The organism is Obesumbacterium proteus (assembly GCF_001586165.1).
Lineage (GTDB): Bacteria > Pseudomonadota > Gammaproteobacteria > Enterobacterales > Enterobacteriaceae > Hafnia > Hafnia protea.
Window position 1 is genome coordinate 1830092 of record NZ_CP014608.1, and the last position, 16650, is coordinate 1846741.

The 16650-nt window shown below is 48.5% G+C and carries 10 protein-coding genes and 1 pseudogene; 5 read left to right on the forward strand and 6 right to left on the reverse strand.

Annotated features, from left to right (window positions below; all coding sequences use genetic code 11):
• Positions 1-31: 31 nt before the first annotated feature.
• Positions 32-1384 carry a molecular chaperone gene (gene yegD, locus DSM2777_RS08385; RefSeq protein ID WP_061553662.1) on the reverse strand — a complete coding sequence of 451 codons (1353 nt, stop codon included), beginning with the start codon at positions 1382-1384 and terminating at the stop codon, positions 32-34.
• A gap of 194 nt (positions 1385-1578) precedes the next feature.
• Between yegD and alkA the strand changes: the two are divergent.
• Both alkA and DSM2777_RS08395 read left to right on the forward strand, forming a co-directional pair.
• Positions 1579-3014: pseudogene (gene alkA, locus DSM2777_RS08390) on the forward strand (DNA-3-methyladenine glycosylase 2).
• A complete protein-coding gene (locus DSM2777_RS08395; protein WP_237087824.1) occupies positions 3011-3496 on the forward strand; it encodes a methylated-DNA--[protein]-cysteine S-methyltransferase in 486 nt (161 codons plus the stop codon). Before alkA ends, DSM2777_RS08395 begins: the two are co-directional and overlap by 4 nt.
• On the opposite strand, the gene DSM2777_RS08400 is transcribed toward DSM2777_RS08395, so the two are convergent.
• The 3 genes from DSM2777_RS08400 to DSM2777_RS08410 all read right to left on the reverse strand — a co-directional run bounded on the left by DSM2777_RS08400 (position 3493) and on the right by DSM2777_RS08410 (position 8463).
• On the reverse strand, positions 3493-6480 hold the full coding sequence (locus DSM2777_RS08400) for a diguanylate cyclase domain-containing protein (RefSeq protein WP_061553663.1): 2988 nt from the start codon (positions 6478-6480) through the stop codon (positions 3493-3495). The two genes, DSM2777_RS08395 and DSM2777_RS08400, sit on opposite strands and share 4 nt — an antisense overlap.
• A gap of 228 nt (positions 6481-6708) precedes the next feature.
• Positions 6709-8145 carry a magnesium transporter gene (gene mgtE / locus DSM2777_RS08405; protein WP_061553664.1) on the reverse strand — a complete coding sequence of 479 codons (1437 nt, stop codon included), beginning with the start codon at positions 8143-8145 and terminating at the stop codon, positions 6709-6711.
• Between the two features lie 93 nt (positions 8146-8238).
• Complete coding sequence (locus tag DSM2777_RS08410; protein ID WP_046458296.1) at positions 8239-8463, reverse strand: YfgG family protein; 225 nt, start codon at positions 8461-8463, stop codon at positions 8239-8241.
• Positions 8464-9007: 544 nt separating this feature from the next.
• Here DSM2777_RS08410 and DSM2777_RS08415 point away from each other — a divergent pair.
• The 3 genes from DSM2777_RS08415 (at position 9008) to proY (ending at position 14714) form a co-directional block, all read left to right on the forward strand.
• Entirely contained in the window at positions 9008-11212 is a 2205-nt protein-coding gene (locus DSM2777_RS08415) for a sensor domain-containing phosphodiesterase (RefSeq protein WP_061553665.1), read from the forward strand.
• 642 nt (positions 11213-11854) lie between these two features.
• Positions 11855-13174, forward strand: a complete 1320-nt coding sequence (gene brnQ, locus DSM2777_RS08420) for a branched-chain amino acid transport system II carrier protein (protein WP_046458294.1) — start codon at positions 11855-11857, stop codon at positions 13172-13174.
• A 145-nt stretch (positions 13175-13319) separates the two neighbouring features.
• A complete protein-coding gene (proY, locus tag DSM2777_RS08425) occupies positions 13320-14714 on the forward strand; it encodes a proline-specific permease ProY (protein ID WP_046458293.1) in 1395 nt (464 codons plus the stop codon).
• A gap of 89 nt (positions 14715-14803) precedes the next feature.
• Here the strand turns inward: proY and DSM2777_RS08430 are convergent, their stop codons facing one another.
• A complete protein-coding gene (locus DSM2777_RS08430; RefSeq protein WP_046458292.1) occupies positions 14804-15046 on the reverse strand; it encodes a hypothetical protein in 243 nt (80 codons plus the stop codon).
• Between the two features lie 202 nt (positions 15047-15248).
• Complete coding sequence (locus DSM2777_RS08435) at positions 15249-16499, reverse strand: mechanosensitive ion channel family protein (RefSeq protein WP_061553666.1); 1251 nt, start codon at positions 16497-16499, stop codon at positions 15249-15251.
• Positions 16500-16650 lie beyond the last annotated feature (151 nt).

Here is a 16650-nt window from a genome sequence, read left to right on the forward strand (position 1 = left end):
ATTTTATGGGTAAGTTGGTAATTACTTACGTTTAGCGATAAATACGCTGCGCCCAGCGCGCCAAACCGGCGGTAACTGAGCCAAAGTCATTGCCGCCGACGATAGGGATCCCCGGTAGTTGGCGCGCCAGAGCATCACGAATCAGAGGTGAGCGAGCACTTCCTCCGGTGAGATAGATGACCTCAGGCGTGATGTTGCTGACGGTTAAGGCACTGCTGACCTGTTCCTGAATGCGTTCGAGAGGCTGAGTGATGGCTTCGGCTAACTCATGAACGTTGAGGTGCTGTACCAGACCGTTGGCGATGAAATCCAGCGCCGTGCTGATGCTATCCTGCTGAGAAAGCGCAATTTTGCTCTCTTCCGCGCTACGTACTAAGCGATAGCTTAAACGCTGCTGGTAAACTTTCAGCAGAAGTTCAACCTTGTTAGGCTCGGCGGCATCACGGATTAAATCTCGTAACATGCGGCCATTCGCCGTGCTGTAAAAATCGCTTTGTGCGGGAACGTCGTTGGTGGCAACTGCATTCCAGTAAGGTAAGGCCGGTAGTGCGGTGCCTTTTTCGGTGACGCCACCCGCGCCCAACAGCGGCATTAGCTGCTTAAAGGCCAGCATGATATCCAAGTCGTTACCACCCACACGGCAACCACTGTGCCCAAGCAGGCTCTCATGGCGATCGGTGCGATCGCGCCACTGTGGACCCATCAGCAGCACAGAACAGTCGGTTGTACCCCCACCGATATCAACGACCAGTACTTTTTTCTCTTCGCTTAGCGTTGCTTCAAAATCCAGCCCCGCGGCAACGGGCTCAAATTGGAACGTCACATCCTGAAAACCTGCGCGGTGGGCGGCACGGTCAAGAATGCCTTGCGCCTGCGCGTTGGCGTCTTCGCCGCCGGTGCCTTGAAAGTTGACCGGACGTCCAATAACCGCTTGGGTAATTGATTGATTCAGCGTGCTCTCTGCCTGACGCTTGATGTGGAACATCATGGCGCACACCAAATCCTCAAACATCGCGATTTGCTGAGGTTTTAAGCCGTTGGCACCCAAGAATGACTTTGGTGATTTGACGAAGTAGACCTCTTCTGGGTCTTCTACATACAGGCTGAGGGCCTTTAGGCCAAACTGTAGGCTGTCTGCGGTGACGGGAATATCTTCTTCCCGATTAAAATTTATCGCACGGCGCAATAATTGTTGGTTTTCATCGCTGCCGGTTGGCACTTGCCAATGGCGATGTAAGCATTCGCTTACTGCTTCACGCGTAGGCGCGCACAACATTGAGGGCAGATACGGAGAGTCCTGCTCAAGCGGTAGTAATTCAGGTTGGTCACCTTGCATGACTGCGACGGAGCAGTTTGCGGTACCGTAATCAAATCCAATAAACATATGTTCTCCTGCGTTCCCCATGCCATGAAGGGCGGCGACTTTACTCTATTGCGCCGTTTTCATCAATGAACTCCTCCCGTCATTCCTTTTTAAGCGCGCGCTGATGCCAATCTTGTGGTGATATCAATGTCCGATTTCCGCGAGTCAGGATGGATAATTAAGGATAAGCTGTATACAGAACAAGCGGGGGAAATATGAACGGTAATCATGAGATCTGGTATGCCGCATTAAAAGCACGCGATCCCAAATTTGATGGGCGTATTTTTGTCGGTGTCTCATCAACAAAAATATATTGCCGCACGGTATGTGGAGCTCGCACGCCGAAAGCGGAGAACTGTCATTTTTATCCGAGCGCGGCGGCGGCGGAGCGAGAGGGCTATCGCCCTTGTTTAAAGTGCCGTCCAGAACTTGCTCCTGGACTGTCCATTGTCGATCTCTCTAATCGCTATATACAGGTTGCGGTTCAACTTATTGAGCAGGGCTATTTAACGCAGCACAGCTGTGAAGCGTTAGCTGCTCGCCTTGGAATTTCAGATCGCCAGCTGCGGCGGGTTTTTGCCGAGCATTTTGGTGCTTCCCCGATTGAGTATGCACAGTCTTATCGCTTGCTACAGGCTAAACGACTGTTGATGGATAGCCATCTGCCGCTGGAGGAAGTGGCGTTCAGCGCGGGCTTTGGTAGTTTGCGACGTTTCAATGAATTATTTAGTGCGAGGTATCGAATGACGCCCAGCTCTTTGCGCGCCAATAAGAAGGAACAAGAAGAAGGTCTCATGCTTTCAGTCAGCTATCGCCCTCCCTATGACTGGGGCTGGATGTTAGGGTTTCTACAGGCTCGCTGTGTGGCCGGTGTAGATAACGTGACGGCTGATGGGGCGTATCAGCGCACGTTACGCGTGGGGCAGGATTCGGGATGGATTGCTTTGCGTCCTGATGAGTCGCGATGCCGGGTTAACGTGCAAATTTCGAGTTCTTTAACGGCGCATGCGCCAGAAGTGCTGCGCCGGGTTCGTCAATTGTTAGATTTAGATGCGGACCCACAGGCCATTGCAGAGGGCTTAGGCAAGCTTGCCTTGCACAATCCGGGGTTACGCTTACCGGGATGCATGAATGCGTTTGAACAGTCGGTACGCGCTATTTTAGGGCAGGTGGTTAGCGTAAAAATGGCGGCGAAATTTGCGTCGGCAATCGCTGAGCGGTGGGGGATTTTGTCGATACGCCGTTAGACGGTTTGAATGCCATATTCCCCAATACCGATCGGCTGGCTGCGCTTTCTGCGGAAGAGCTTAAAACCATCGGCATCCCGCTTAAACGTGCTGCTAGCATTGTGCAGTTGGCGCAGGAGGTTAGCGAGGGACGTCTGATTTTAGACGATGTTCTGGATATTGAAGGGAGTATTGCGGCTATCACCGCTATTCCGGGGATCGGCAGTTGGACCGCCACCTATATTGCGATGCGTGCGTGGAGCTGGCCAGATGCTTTCTTGCAGGGCGATTATCTGATTAAGCAGCGTTTCCCGCAGATGACGCCGAGTAAAATTGTGAAATATGCCGAACGATGGCGGCCATGGCGTGCCTATGCCAATTTACATCTTTGGCATAACGACGCTTGGACAATGGAGACATTATGATGAATTACAGCCAGTTTAAAACGCCGCAGGGCCAGATGTTTATCTTGTTTGATGATAACAGCGTGCACGGCGTCTATTTTGAGGGGCAAAAATACCTGCCTGATTTTAGTCAGCATCAGGAACTCAATCATCATCCCGTGCTTGAGGGTGCGCGTCAGCAGCTACAGGCTTATTTTTCCGGTGAAAGCGATAACTTTGACTTTCCACTGGCGGTGCGTGGCACACCATTCCAACAGGCCGTATGGCAGGCGTTAAGCGAAATCCCGTGCGGTGAAACCTGCACCTACATGGCCGTGGCGTTAAAAGTGGGTAATCCCAAAGGCGTGCGCGCCGTTGCTCAGGCCATTGGGCATAATCCGTGGTCGGTTGTGATCCCATGCCATCGCGTGATTGGCTCCTCGGGAAAATTGACCGGCTACGCGGGCGGCATCGATAGAAAAGCCTGGCTTTTGAAGCGAGAAGGAGCCGATATTACGCTTTAGTTTATGCCGAAATATCCGCCCTGTAGAACGGACGGAAGCGGTTTAACTTCTTGAATCATATTGCCAAAGGCTAAATCGATTTTGATACTGTCGAGAGTCAGCAGGGAGGCCTGGATGTCGGCGGGTCCTGCGATAGTCTGTGCGCCGTGTCGCCATGCATTTCCATGGATGATCGAAACCAGCACTTCGTCCATTTGGTTGCAATGTACGTTGGTGATAAGCGTTGGCGTGATCATGACATATTCGATTTTGACTGACTGCAAACGTTCGATCACGCTGAGGTTGCGGCCAAAGTCTTCAACAATCAAGCGACAGCCCAACTCCGTGAGTGCATTGAGCGCCGACTGTGCCTGTGCGTAATCATCATTGAGGGCGCTTTCAGGCACCCTAATCAATAGTCGACTAGACGGAAGCGGTGACGATTGAATCATCTCAAGCATATGAGCGGTAAAAGTGGGGGTGCACAGGCTGCTGGTGGCAATAGGGATAGCTATGCTGATGCCTTTGCCTTTCAATGCTTGCGCTTGGTTCACGAGTATTTCATGCAGCAGCCAACGATCGACTTCTTCACGGCGATGGTTTTGGAAGCAGGATTCCTGAAAGAGCTCAGGTAAAATGTTGATGCCCGCGCTGCTATGAGGAATAAGTTCGAGATTATAAAAAGCAATCGACTGAGGTGTTTTCGGCGGAGCAATTCCCTGAGCCTGAATGTTGATGCGGTTTTGAGTCAAAATATCATCAATTTCTTCAGCGCTAAGCAACCCTTTGCCATAGTTTATGTGTTGCTTGTGTTTGGGTTCATAGCTCATCAATTTGCCACGTCCGCTGTGCTTCGCGGTGTAACACGCAATATCGGCCTGATTCATCAGATCGACGGCCAGTGCGTTGCCTACGTTGATAAATGTCATGCCCGCACTAGCGCCCACGCGATGAATTTTTCCTTCCCACTCAAAGATGTAATCATTTATCTGGTTGATGATACGTGTAATGATCTCTTTGGCTTTGTCTGCTTCGCAATCGATAAGGATAAAGGCAAATTCATCGCCACCCAGACGGGCTAACATGTCCTGAGTGCGGATATTTGAATGCATGAGCTGGCTGATTTTTTGCAATAGGGCATCGCCAGCGGCATGGCCTGCGCTGTCGTTCACTGCTTTAAATCGGTCAAGATCGAGGAATATCAGCGCATGGGATCGCTCTTCCTCCACGGCCTGACGAAGGGCTCGTTTCAGCGCCTGTTCAAAGCTAACTCGGTTTGGCAGCCCCGTCAGTGGGTCATGCAATGCGCTATAAGAGAGCTTGCGCAGCAGTTCTCTGGATTCGCTGACATCTTGGAATACCAGTACATAGCCCATTAAGTTACCGTTGATGGCGGTGAGCTCTGAAACCCTGCTTTGCACATCGAAATGCGCACCTTGCAAATTTTTGAGGATTAAACGGTCTTCGGCTCGTCTGGCGTGGCTGTTCTCATCGGTGCGTAGCGGGTAAACGCTGTCACCATCAATGCCGTCATACAAATGCACGATGTTGTCGATGGGTAAGCCAAGTCCTTCCTCCTGCGTCCAACCTGTCATCTTTTCCGCGACGGGGTTCATGAACGTTACCCGCATCAGGCTATCGGTGCTGATTACCGCATCGCCGATCGACGTTAGCGTGATATGCAGACGTTCTTTTTCTTCATGCAGTTTGTCTAACAGCTGTTGTTTATATCTTTCGTTATTTTTTATTTCGCTGATGTCTTTTATTTGCGAGACGAAATACAGCGGTTCGCCTTGTGGGTCGCGAATTAAGGAGACGCTAAGCAGGGTCCAAATACTGGTACCTGAACTGTGTAGGTAGCGTTTTTCCATGCTGTAACTGCTAATTTTCCCTTCAACTAACGCGTTTAATTGATTCAGATCGGATTCCAAATCGTCACGGTGTGTGATGTCTTGAAATGTCATATCGGTTAGCGTGCGAGCTGGGTAGCCCAGCATCTGGCAAAGCGCGGGGTTTACTTGGATCCAACGGCCATCTAGACCAACCAACGCGGTACCGATGGCTGAAAATTCGATCACGTTACGAAAACGGGTTTCGCTTTCTTCGATGTGGTCGCGCTCTAAGCGGAATGCATGCATCAACACAGCAACCGAGTTGACCGGCAATAGCACCAGCAGAAGCGGGGTATAAACCAGAACATCGTTGACCGAAGGGTAGGCCGAACGTATATCGACGACGTGATAGGCCATCATGATTGCCAGCAGGATAATCACACATAAAAAACTGGTGAAAGCCTGTAGCAGCGGTAAGCGAATCGCGGCCCAAAGCATGGGAATAATGGCGAAAGTGAAGGGGAAAGGCAGGTACTGCATGGCGTAAAAGCAGGAAACCATCGCAATCGCTATGATCATGATGCTTTCTGTCAGCGTTCGCTCATTCAGGCTCTTACGCCAAAAACCACGATAATAAAGAAGGCCCACCGGCGTCAGCGCCATTACGCTGATTGATTCGGACATAAACCAGACGCCAAAGATCTGGTTGAATGGCGCAAGCCCGTGCAGCGAAACAATGGTGGCGGCTAACGTTGCGCTAAATAGCGGCGCGAGTATCACGCTGCAAATAACGAATCGGAGCCAAGTGTAGAGGCCATTTATCGGCGATTTGTGATTCAAGAAGCGGCTCAACAGCAAGGTGCACACCACGGCTTGAACCTGATTAATCAGGGCTAGCTGAACCGAAAAAAGACTGATCGGGAAAAATGTCCAGTTGGCTGCCATGGTCGCTAGCTGAGCCGCGATCAGGATAAAAGGCCATTGATGCTTTCTATGGTGGAATAAAAAGGCAATGGTCGCCGCCGTGGGGAACCACAGAGAAGCCAGATTGGTGTCGTGCTGAGTGAGTGTGATGCAGAAGCAGGCAAGCAGGTAAATCAGACCGGCGAAGACAGTAAGTGTCACAATAAAATAGGGCTTTTTTTCATCGCCTACATCTAAACTGACATCCATACCCCTGCCTTAATGACGTGTAAAAGACACGTTCAATACATTAATTTAACTGATATTTCTAGCGCTAGCATTTTCACGAATATTAGTCTAAATGTCACCATGTGCAACATTAATTAGCATAGCAAATGAATTTTGATTTATCTCTGGCTCGGTATTTAGCTATAGCGCACAACTCGACGAAAAATAACGTGCGCTAGCTTGAAAGTTGACGAGGCGTTAGAGCAAACGTTAAAGCAAGAATAGAGTTGCCAAGCCCAGGAAAATAAAGAATCCACCGGTGTCGGTGATCGCGGTAATCAGCACGCTGGAGCCAACGGCAGGGTCGCGACCAAAGCGCATCATCGTCATCGGGATAATGACACCCATGAGCGCCGCCATCAGCAAATTTAGCACCATCGCCAGCGTCATGACGCCGCCCATCGCTGCATTGTGGTAAAGCAAAAAAGTGACAATGCCCATAATGCCACCCCAGACCACGCCATTTATCAGCGCCACGCCGAGTTCGCGTAGTAATAGGAATGAGACATTCCCTGCTTGAATGTGCTGTAAAGCGAGAGCACGAACGATCATAGTGATGGTTTGATTTCCAGTATTCCCGCCGATCCCAGCAACTATCGGCATCAGTGCCGCCAGCGCCACCAGCTGCGAAATAGTGTGTTCAAATAAGCCGATAACGCGCGAAGCCACAAAGGCCGTACAGAGGTTGATGGCTAACCAAGCCCAACGGGTTTTGACCGCTTTTGTTACGGGAGCAAAAACATCTTCCTCAGCGCTTAAACCGCCCATACGGCGCAAATCAGTGTCGCTTTCTTCATAAACCACATCAACGATATCTTCGATAGTGAGGCGTCCCATCAGCTTGCCTTTACCGTCGACAACGGCTGCGCTGAGTAAGTCATCACGTTCAAAGGTACGCGCTGCATCTTCGTCATTGTCTTCGGGATCAAAGGTGGCAGGATCTTTGTCCATGACCTCACCAACCAGCGCCTCTGGTTTATTGAGCAAGACCGTGGTGAGAGACAGCTCGCCTAGTAGACGATTAGTGCGGTCCGTGACAAACAGTTTGTCGGTGTTGAGCGGAATGGTTCCTCGCATGCGCAAGAAACGCTGCACGGTAGCGAGAGAAATATCAGGGCGCACGGTAATGATTTCGAAGTCCATGATTGCGCCAACGGTATGTTTGCCGTAGCGAATAACTTCTCGAACCTGTGCGCGTTGCTCAGGCTCCATGGACGTCAACAGACGCCCCATCAAATTGCGGGGAAGATATTGTCCGAGATAAACCTGTTCATCAATATCCAGCGATTGCAGGGCCTTGAGTAACTCTTTGTCACTCATCTCGTCGATCAGGCTATCCCAGACGCTTTCTGAGGCTTCAACCAGCGTTTTGCCGCGCTTTTCTTTTCCAACCAGACGCCATAATGCATGTCTTTCTTCTGCGGGGAGTGCTTCTAGCGTATCAGCCAGATCGGGCGCAGGAAGTTTATTTACCAGCGTTTTTATTTCAACGGTCTGGTCGAGAAGTTCGGGATTGTTGAGCTGCGAGGGGTCTTCAAGCTTGCCGAGTATCCCTTCAGACAACGATTTATTATTGAGTAATAACTGGAGGATGCGGAAGCGATCTTCTGCGCGCTGTTTGACGCTATTTTTTGCAATGACGGGCATTGGAAAAGTCATTCCTTTTTCTTATTAATTATTAAGCAGCAGGTGGGAATTGAACTCTTATTGGACGACTTAAAAGTAGTCGTCAGATTGGGATTATGCCCCTTTTTTATCCGCTGGCGATGCTTCTGGGGTGTTCATCTGCAGAGGCTGAGATTGTTCAGTTGGCGCAGGCGTGGCGTTTTCTTTTTTATCCTGATGATGGGATATCGCACCAAAAGAGGCATAAACCAAGCGGCCAATCAAAATAAAGAAGCTGATTAGCAATACAATTTTGGTCATGTGGACGTTAGTACGTCGTTTTAATTTATGAATATTCATCGCTGTCTAATCATCTCGTTTTAGAGATATCAGCCTCTGATTTAGGCATAGTCGGGCTCGGGCGTCAATCATAGGATGTCGTGTGGTAAAAATATTTCATACTATGAGTGAGTTATCTCATCACGCTGCTTAACGTTGGATAGGGCAATTTTCGATGTTGAAAGCGTCTAGCATTTTAGTCGCTTTTTAAATGATGGTTTAACATTGGTTCAATATTTAATCTTTTTGTGTCATGGATGCTGAGAGCCTCTTACAGGATAAATCTGGATTAAGCATAATTTATGATTGAATTTAGTGTTTTTTGATCATTATCAAAAGGTAGAATGCGCCGTTACATAATATTTCAGGCCGCTCTCAGATGTATTTCCATACAATGGGCTTGGGTTGACGTTCTGAACTCCAAAGGTTGAGTTCAAAAGAGTGATTAGGAAGCCACTTTTCATTATCATTGTTTTTTCATCGGTCTCTATTTTATAAATTGCTTTAATGACCGAGTTAGAACATGTAGCAAGGAGTGACCTCGGGACCTATTGAAGTCTAATCCATGAGCCAATTACAACATCTACTGCATCGTTTGAATTATTGGTGGGGGACTCCCCTGCTTTTTACTCTTGTATTATTACCTTTTAGCCTTTCTGCATCTCCTCGTCTCGTTACGGGGGATGGCGTCGTTTATCTTTTATTCCTACCGATGGCGGTTTCACTTTCGCTATTAATGGTTTTTAGCTGGCGCGTGATGCCAGCATTAGCCGTTGTCTCCTACGGCCTTTATATTCATAAAATAGGTTATTTGCCGGGGGCATTGGTTGCCACCGCTCTAGTGCTTTCTCTGGGTATTAGCTGGTATGGCTTTCTGAAACATGTTGGACGGCGTTGGTCATGTGGCTTTGGCCGAATGCAAACCATGCTGCCGCGGCTGTTTTGGATGGTTGTTGTTTTGCCGCTTATTTTCTTGATGCTGATTCAGATTATTGTTGCTCTGGGTATTTTTGAACCCGTTGAGAAGATGGCCGCATCTGCACCATTTTCTATTAGAACATTGATTGGCTATCAAGCTTTGGTACTTGCTTGTCTCGCTGGTGTGCCTGCGTGTTATTACCTGATGCGTGTTGTGCTTAAACCGCGTTTTATTCGCGTTATTGTGAATCGCTGCCGTAAGGAGCTCGCGAAAGGCGTTACGGCATGGGAGATTCAGATCTGGCTGTTGTTGCTGGTGGCGATGATCACCGTGCTGGCTATTCCTGCCACCGACGATGGCAGTATTTTTTATACTGATTACACGTTAACGCTGTTGCTTCCATTAATGCTCTTTGGCGCTATGCGCTATGGATATCAGCTTTCTAGCTTGGTGTGGTCTGCATCGGTGATCACATTACTCCTCAACTATGAGGGTTTTGTGCAATGGAATAACTTGGTTCATAGCCTTGCATTGATTATGTCGATGATGGTGATGTTCACGCTGACGATTATTTTGATGGCGGCAGTGAATACGCGTCAGCGCCGTCTTTATGAAAAGACCCAGCGCGCATCAATGATCGATCCTGTGATTCAACTACCTAACCTTCGTTGCCTGCAATATGATCTGCAACAGCATGAGCGCTCAGTTGTTTGCTTCCTACGTATTGCGAATCTCGACACGCTTTGCCGCACGTATGGCATGCAGCTTAAGCTCGAATATAAGCAGCGATTAGCCTGCATGATCAAAAAGGTGCTGGCGGCCGACGAAGATGTGTATCAGCTTCCGAGCTACGACCTCGTCTTGCGTCTCAACAATCGAAATGCGTCTGAAACGATTAAACACCTTAATGATGCGATGAAGTTATTCCGTTTGTTGTGGAACGGTTTACCGCTCCGTTTGCACTATGGTATCGGCTATTGCACGGTTCGCCAGCCGCTGGTTCATATCTATAGCGTTATCGGTGAATTGAGTTCTATGGCAGAACGTTCTTTGCTGACGGGGAATGCGGAATCTACTCATCTTAACGCGCAGAGCTTACAGCAGGGCATTCATAGTAAAGTGGCGATGCTGCATCATATTCAGCAAGGACTGGATAAAGACCGGTTTATGTTGATGGCTCAGCCGATTGAAGGGTTTCGTGGTGACCGCTATCACGAAATTTTACTTCGTCTGCACGACGAAGATGGCAATATCATCATGCCCAATGACTTCTTCCCGGTGGTGGCCGAATTTGGCCTGAATTACGATGTCGATTTCTGGGTACTGGCTCATGCGCTGGAATTTATTAATTTGAACCGTGAGCGCCTTCCCGCTGCGTGCTTCTCGATCAATCTTACCCCTTCAACGCTGGCTAGACCTACGTTGGTGCAGGATATTTCCCGTTTGTTGGCTCAACATCAGGTTGAGGCTTACCAGATTATCCTTGAAATAACAGAAAGTAATATTACGCAGTCTAAAGAGCTCACGGCGAAAACGCTGTCGCAGCTTCGTCAGATGGGGTGTCGAATTGCTATCGATGATTTTGGCACTGGTTTTGCCAGTTATGATCGCTTAAAGAATATCGAAGCGGATATCTTAAAAATTGACGGTAGCTTCGTTCGTGAATTGATCGATAGTCCGATCGATCAGCAGATTGTTTCAGCAATGTGCCAGATTGCGCGTCTGAAAAAGCTATCAGTGGTCGCTGAGTACGTTGAAGATGAAGCACAGAAGTTTCAGTTAAAAGCACTGGGTGTTGATTATATTCAGGGTTATCTGCTAGGAAAGCCCCAACCTCTCGCTTCTCTCTAAGTTAAACCATAACTCAACGAAATCTACGTTTTATGGCCGTCGGTATTTTCTGACGGCCATTTTTGTTTCTTAAAAAATTAACTTTTTGATTTATATTAATTTTATCGGTATGAGTTTAACGGTTTAATGGTCATATATATTCTTTTTTTGCGTTCAGTGTTAGTAGTGTAAAATTCTTTGTATGGATTACTTTTTGAACAATCATCCGCAGAGAACACCACTCTAAGGGGCAATTTATGTATGGTGATACTCTTAAAATGCCAAATCATTAACTGGTCTGCCAACTTTCTCTGGATGATGATTCCGCAAGTGAATTTAGCTCTTGTCTTTTACCTGCCAGAACGTGTTTACTTATCCATGTAGTCGCCATATAACGTCAGCTAATAACTTATACAGTAATCATCTGTCGGGTGGTGTAACCCACACCAATGGCTTTTCTCAGGGGAAGTCAGGGTTATGAAATCTAAGACAGAGCGACGTTTATGTGTTGGTGTGAATTATGAAGTTATGAAGAAAAAGGCGATTGTCCTAAAACGCTATTTTCTTCTGTCGGCATACCTCTCATCTGTAAGGATATTTCTCTGCGGCTCACTATTCGATTGAAACTCTTTAAACTGTTATAAGGCAGCACGACATCTCATTATGACTCATCGTTTAACTTCCAAAGATATCCTGGCATTAGGATTCATGACCTTCGCGCTGTTTGTCGGCGCAGGTAATATCATATTCCCTCCGATGGTAGGGTTGCAGTCTGGCGAGCATGTCTGGATTGCGGCTATCGGCTTTCTTATCACCGCAGTAGGTTTACCTGTTATCACCGTCGTCGCGTTGGCGAAAGTCGGTGGCGGTATCGATGCGTTAAGTACGCCAATTGGTCGTAAGGCGGGCTTGCTGCTGGCAACTGTTTGCTACCTCGCCGTAGGCCCCTTGTTTGCGACTCCGCGTACCGCAACCGTTTCTTTTGAACTTGGTATTGCCCCTCTGACCGGCGACGGCGCAGCGCCATTGCTGATTTATAGCTTGGTGTACTTTGCGTTAGTAATCGGTATTTCTCTGTACCCGGGCAAATTGCTGGATACCGTTGGGCATATTTTGGCTCCGCTGAAAATTGTTGCGCTGGCCGTTCTGGGTATCGCCGCTGTTATGTGGCCTGCCGGTTCACATGTACCTGCGATTGAAATTTATCAGCAGGTGCCATTCTCTAGCGGTTTTGTTAATGGCTACCTGACCATGGATACGCTGGGTGCCATGGTGTTTGGTATCGTTATCGTTAACGCGGCTCGTTCCCGCGGTGTAAGCGATAGTCGTTTGCTGACGCGTTATACCATTTGGGCCGGTCTGATCGCCGGTATCGGCTTAACACTGGTTTACCTGAGCCTGTTCAAACTGGGTTCGAGCAGCGGTGAGTTGGTGCCAGATGCACAAAACGGTGCGGTGATTTTGCACGCCTATGTTCAGCATACCTTTGGTGGTATCGGTAGCTTGTTCTTAGCCGCGCTGATCTTCATTGCTTGTATGGTCACGGCGGTTGGCTTGACCTGTGCGTGTGCCGAATTCTTCGCGCAGTATTTACCATTTAGCTACCGGACGCTGGTGTTTATTCTGGGTCTGTTCTCTATGGTGGTATCGAATCTGGGCCTGAGCCATTTGATTCAAATTTCCATTCCAGTTCTGACCGCGATTTACCCACCGTGTATCGTGCTGGTGGTATTGAGCTTCACTCTGCGCTGGTGGAATTCCGCTCCGCGCGTATTCTCGCCGGTAATGGTTATTAGCTTGGTGTTTGGTATCTTGGATGCGCTGAAAAGTTCTGCGTTGTCTTCCCATATGCCTGCATGGACTGAGCATTTGCCGCTGGCTGGCCAAGGGTTAGCATGGTTACCACCGTCATTAGCGGTTCTGGTTGTGATGGGTATTTACGACCGTACCATGGGCGCGCGTAACGTTGCCGTGCATAACTAAAGATGACTCCAGACGGAACTCATTACATATTTAGATAGTGTATTCAGAAGTCTGTGCATTTATAATCAAAAAATATGAGTTTATTTGCAGCACGGGCGTATAGCGCCCGTGTTTTTTTTGACAGGTACTAACGGGTAATTTTTGTATGCAACAACAACCCAACCAGCTGAAACGTGGGCTTAATACGCGTCACATTCGCTTCATGGCGTTAGGCTCTGCCATTGGTACTGGACTGTTCTATGGCTCCGCTGACGCCATCAAGATGGCGGGGCCGAGTGTTTTACTGGCTTATCTGATTGGCGGCGTTGTCGCTTTTATCATCATGCGCGCGCTCGGTGAGATGTCGGTCAATAACCCTCAGGCCAGCTCCTTTTCTCGCTATGCGCAGGATTATCTGGGCCCAATGGCGGGTTATATCACCGGATGGACTTACTGCTTTGAAATCCTGATTGTCGCCATTGCCGATGTTACCGCGTTCGGCATCTATATGAGCGTCTGGTTCCCTGCGGTTCCGCATTGGATCTGGGTGCTCAGCGTCGTGCTGATCATCGGTGCGGTTAATCTGATGAGCGTGAAGGTGTTTGGCGAGCTTGAGTTTTGGTTCTCCTTCTTCAAGGTCGCCACTATCATCATCATGATTGTAGCGGGTATTGGTATCATCTTCTGGGGCATTGGAAACGGCGGCCAGCCTACGGGGATCCACAACCTGTGGAGCAACGGCGGATTCTTCAGTAATGGCTTTATAGGAATGATCTTCTCGCTACAGCTGGTGATGTTTGCCTATGGCGGCATAGAAATTATCGGTATCACCGCGGGTGAAGCTGAAAATCCAAAAGTGTCGATTCCTAAAGCCATCAACTCGGTGCCGCTGCGAATTCTTGTGTTCTATGTGGGCACGCTGTTTGTGATTATGTCGATCTACCCGTGGAATCAAGTGGGAACGCAGGGGAGTCCGTTCGTGCTGACGTTCCAGCACTTGGGGATCACCGTAGCAGCCGGGATTTTGAACTTCGTCGTGATTACGGCATCGCTGTCTGCGATTAACAGCGATGTGTTTGGTGTGGGGCGAATGCTGCATGGTATGGCTCAGCAAGGCCATGCGCCGAAGATTTTCTCTAAGGTTTCTCGCCGTGGTATCCCGTGGGTCACGGTATTGGTGATGGTTTTAGCCCTGCTGATTGCGGTGTACCTAAACTACATCATGCCTGAAAATGTCTTCTTGGTGATTGCTTCTCTGGCCACGTTTGCAACCGTCTGGGTATGGATTATGATCCTGTTCTCTCAGATCGCATTCCGCCGCAGTTTAAGCGCAGAGCAAGTTAAAGCGCTGGAATTCCCATTACGTGGGGGAATATTTACCTCGGTCATCGGTATTATTTTCCTCGTATTTATTATCGGCCTGATTGGTTATTTCCCTGATACCCGCGTATCGCTTTATGCCGGGCTGGTTTGGGTGGTGGTGTTGCTGGCGGGCTATTGCTTAGTGAAGAAGTCAGCCAAAGTGGCATCGCAGGACAAAGAAAAACACATCGCTGATTAATATCAAACCTTGATGAAATAAGAACGGAGCCAAATGGCTCCGTTTTTTTATGGGTGTTTTTTTATGGGCTAAGCGATGTCGAGGTCATATCAACCTAAACGGAGATTTCTGCCTGATTCTGCATTTGTCGCGGGTGCAGTGATCTCATGGTGCTCTTCATCTTGTTCTTCCCGCCGAGACTCACGCACGCTGAGAATCAGGGCTTCACGAACGTCATGTAAATCGCTAGTGAGTTGAGAGTAGTTTTGAATATTTTGGCTGGCGAGTTTACTGATATCGACGTCGGCAGAGTGCAGACTGGTAATCAGGATCAGCGCAGACAAAAATGGCATTAGGTGTGCCCTTAGCTTACTAAGGCAAAATGTACTGAACAAATTCCCCTCCGTTGATTTGAATAAATGGAGTGCTATTGATAACAGGTTTTGATTGGAAGGGAAGGGGACGGACATTTTTAGCCATGTTTGACATCGCTCCCTTACCTTCAGAAACAATTCTGTGGAGAAGTGTCAGTTGAAGGTAAGGGATGTGAGAGTCTTAGTTTAGCTGTGTATGGCCGATTGCCCGCATGTCGTTGCCCGTTGGGGTTTGATGTACGCGTAGGCCAAATTCGGAAATAATCGCGAAAGTGTGATCAAAAATATCGGCCTGAATGCTTTCATACTGCGCCCACACCGTTGTATTGGTGAAGGCGTAGATTTCCAGAGGCAAGCCGTCAGACGTTGGCGCAAGCTGACGAACCATGAGGGTCATGTCTTTGCGGATCTGCGGGTGCGCATTCAAATAGGCAATCAGATAGGCGCGGAAGGTGCCTAAATTTGTCATCCGTCGACCGTTTAGCGGTGAGCTGAGATCGGCATGCAACCCGTTGTTATAGGTTTTGATCTCTTGGATTTTGGCATCGATATAAGGTGCCAACAGCGCACTTTTCATCAGCCGCTGATGCTCTTCATCTGAAATAAAGTGAACGCTAGTGGTATCAATATTCAAACTGCGCTTGATTCGACGTCCACCAGACTCTGACATGGCACGCCAGTTGATAAAAGAGTCAGATACCAGCGCATAGGTTGGGATCATGGTGATGGTGTTATCAAAGTTGCGTACTTTGACCGTCGTCAGACCAACGTCAACAACGGTGCCGTTCGCACCATATTTTGCCATTTCCAGCCAGTCACCCAGCTTAAGCATGTTGTTTGCAGAGAGCTGAATGCCGGCAACTAAACCTAAAATAGGGTCTTTAAACACTAACATCAGCACCGCAGCCATCGCACCCAAGCCGCTAATTAGCAGCAGCGGTGACTGTCCTATCAGCAGCGAAATCATCAAAATGCCGATGATGATTGCCGCACCCAGTTTCAGACTCTGGAAGATCCCGCGTAACGGCAGTTGCTCCGCGATAGACATGCTGCGCGTGAGGTCGAGCAGGGTATCGAGCAGTGAAAAGAATGAGAGTAGCGCGTACAACATTACCCACATTTGCGCGCAGATAATCAGAGCATCGCCCGCGTCAGTGCCAGGATGCAGCCAGAATACCGCTTGAATATTGACGATAACGCCTTGTAACGTAAAGGCTACGCGATGAAAAAGCTTATGCTGGGTAATCACTTTCAGCCATAGCATTTTGCTATGTTGACCGCGCTTTTCTAAGCGAGAAAGTAGCACCCGATGCAAAAGCAGATGAATGATGACCGCGGTCACCATAATGAGGCCAATAACAAGAATCAGCGAAGTCACATGTGTGAATTCGATACCGTATTGTTCTAGCCATCGTCTCAGTGTGTTGTGCATTGAGCTTCCCTTTTCTTTCAAATAATTTGACGCAATAAGCTGACATAGGCTAACGACTTGGCGTTTTCAGTCAACCAAAAGCGAAGCAAAGCACCAATATAAACATCATCATCGCTATCCTCCCCCTCGCTCATCCCTATAAAAAATGGTT

Coding starts and splice junctions, on each gene's coding strand:
- yegD (WP_061553662.1), bottom strand. CDS start 1,384: ATGTTTATTGGATTTGATTACGGTACCGCAAACTGCTCCGTCGCAGTC.
- DSM2777_RS08395 (WP_237087824.1), top strand. CDS start 3,011: ATGATGAATTACAGCCAGTTTAAAACGCCGCAGGGCCAGATGTTTATC.
- DSM2777_RS08400 (WP_061553663.1), bottom strand. CDS start 6,480: ATGGATGTCAGTTTAGATGTAGGCGATGAAAAAAAGCCCTATTTTATT.
- mgtE (WP_061553664.1), bottom strand. CDS start 8,145: ATGCCCGTCATTGCAAAAAATAGCGTCAAACAGCGCGCAGAAGATCGC.
- DSM2777_RS08410 (WP_046458296.1), bottom strand. CDS start 8,463: ATGAATATTCATAAATTAAAACGACGTACTAACGTCCACATGACCAAA.
- DSM2777_RS08415 (WP_061553665.1), top strand. CDS start 9,008: ATGAGCCAATTACAACATCTACTGCATCGTTTGAATTATTGGTGGGGG.
- brnQ (WP_046458294.1), top strand. CDS start 11,855: ATGACTCATCGTTTAACTTCCAAAGATATCCTGGCATTAGGATTCATG.
- proY (WP_046458293.1), top strand. CDS start 13,320: ATGCAACAACAACCCAACCAGCTGAAACGTGGGCTTAATACGCGTCAC.
- DSM2777_RS08430 (WP_046458292.1), bottom strand. CDS start 15,046: ATGCCATTTTTGTCTGCGCTGATCCTGATTACCAGTCTGCACTCTGCC.
- DSM2777_RS08435 (WP_061553666.1), bottom strand. CDS start 16,499: ATGCACAACACACTGAGACGATGGCTAGAACAATACGGTATCGAATTC.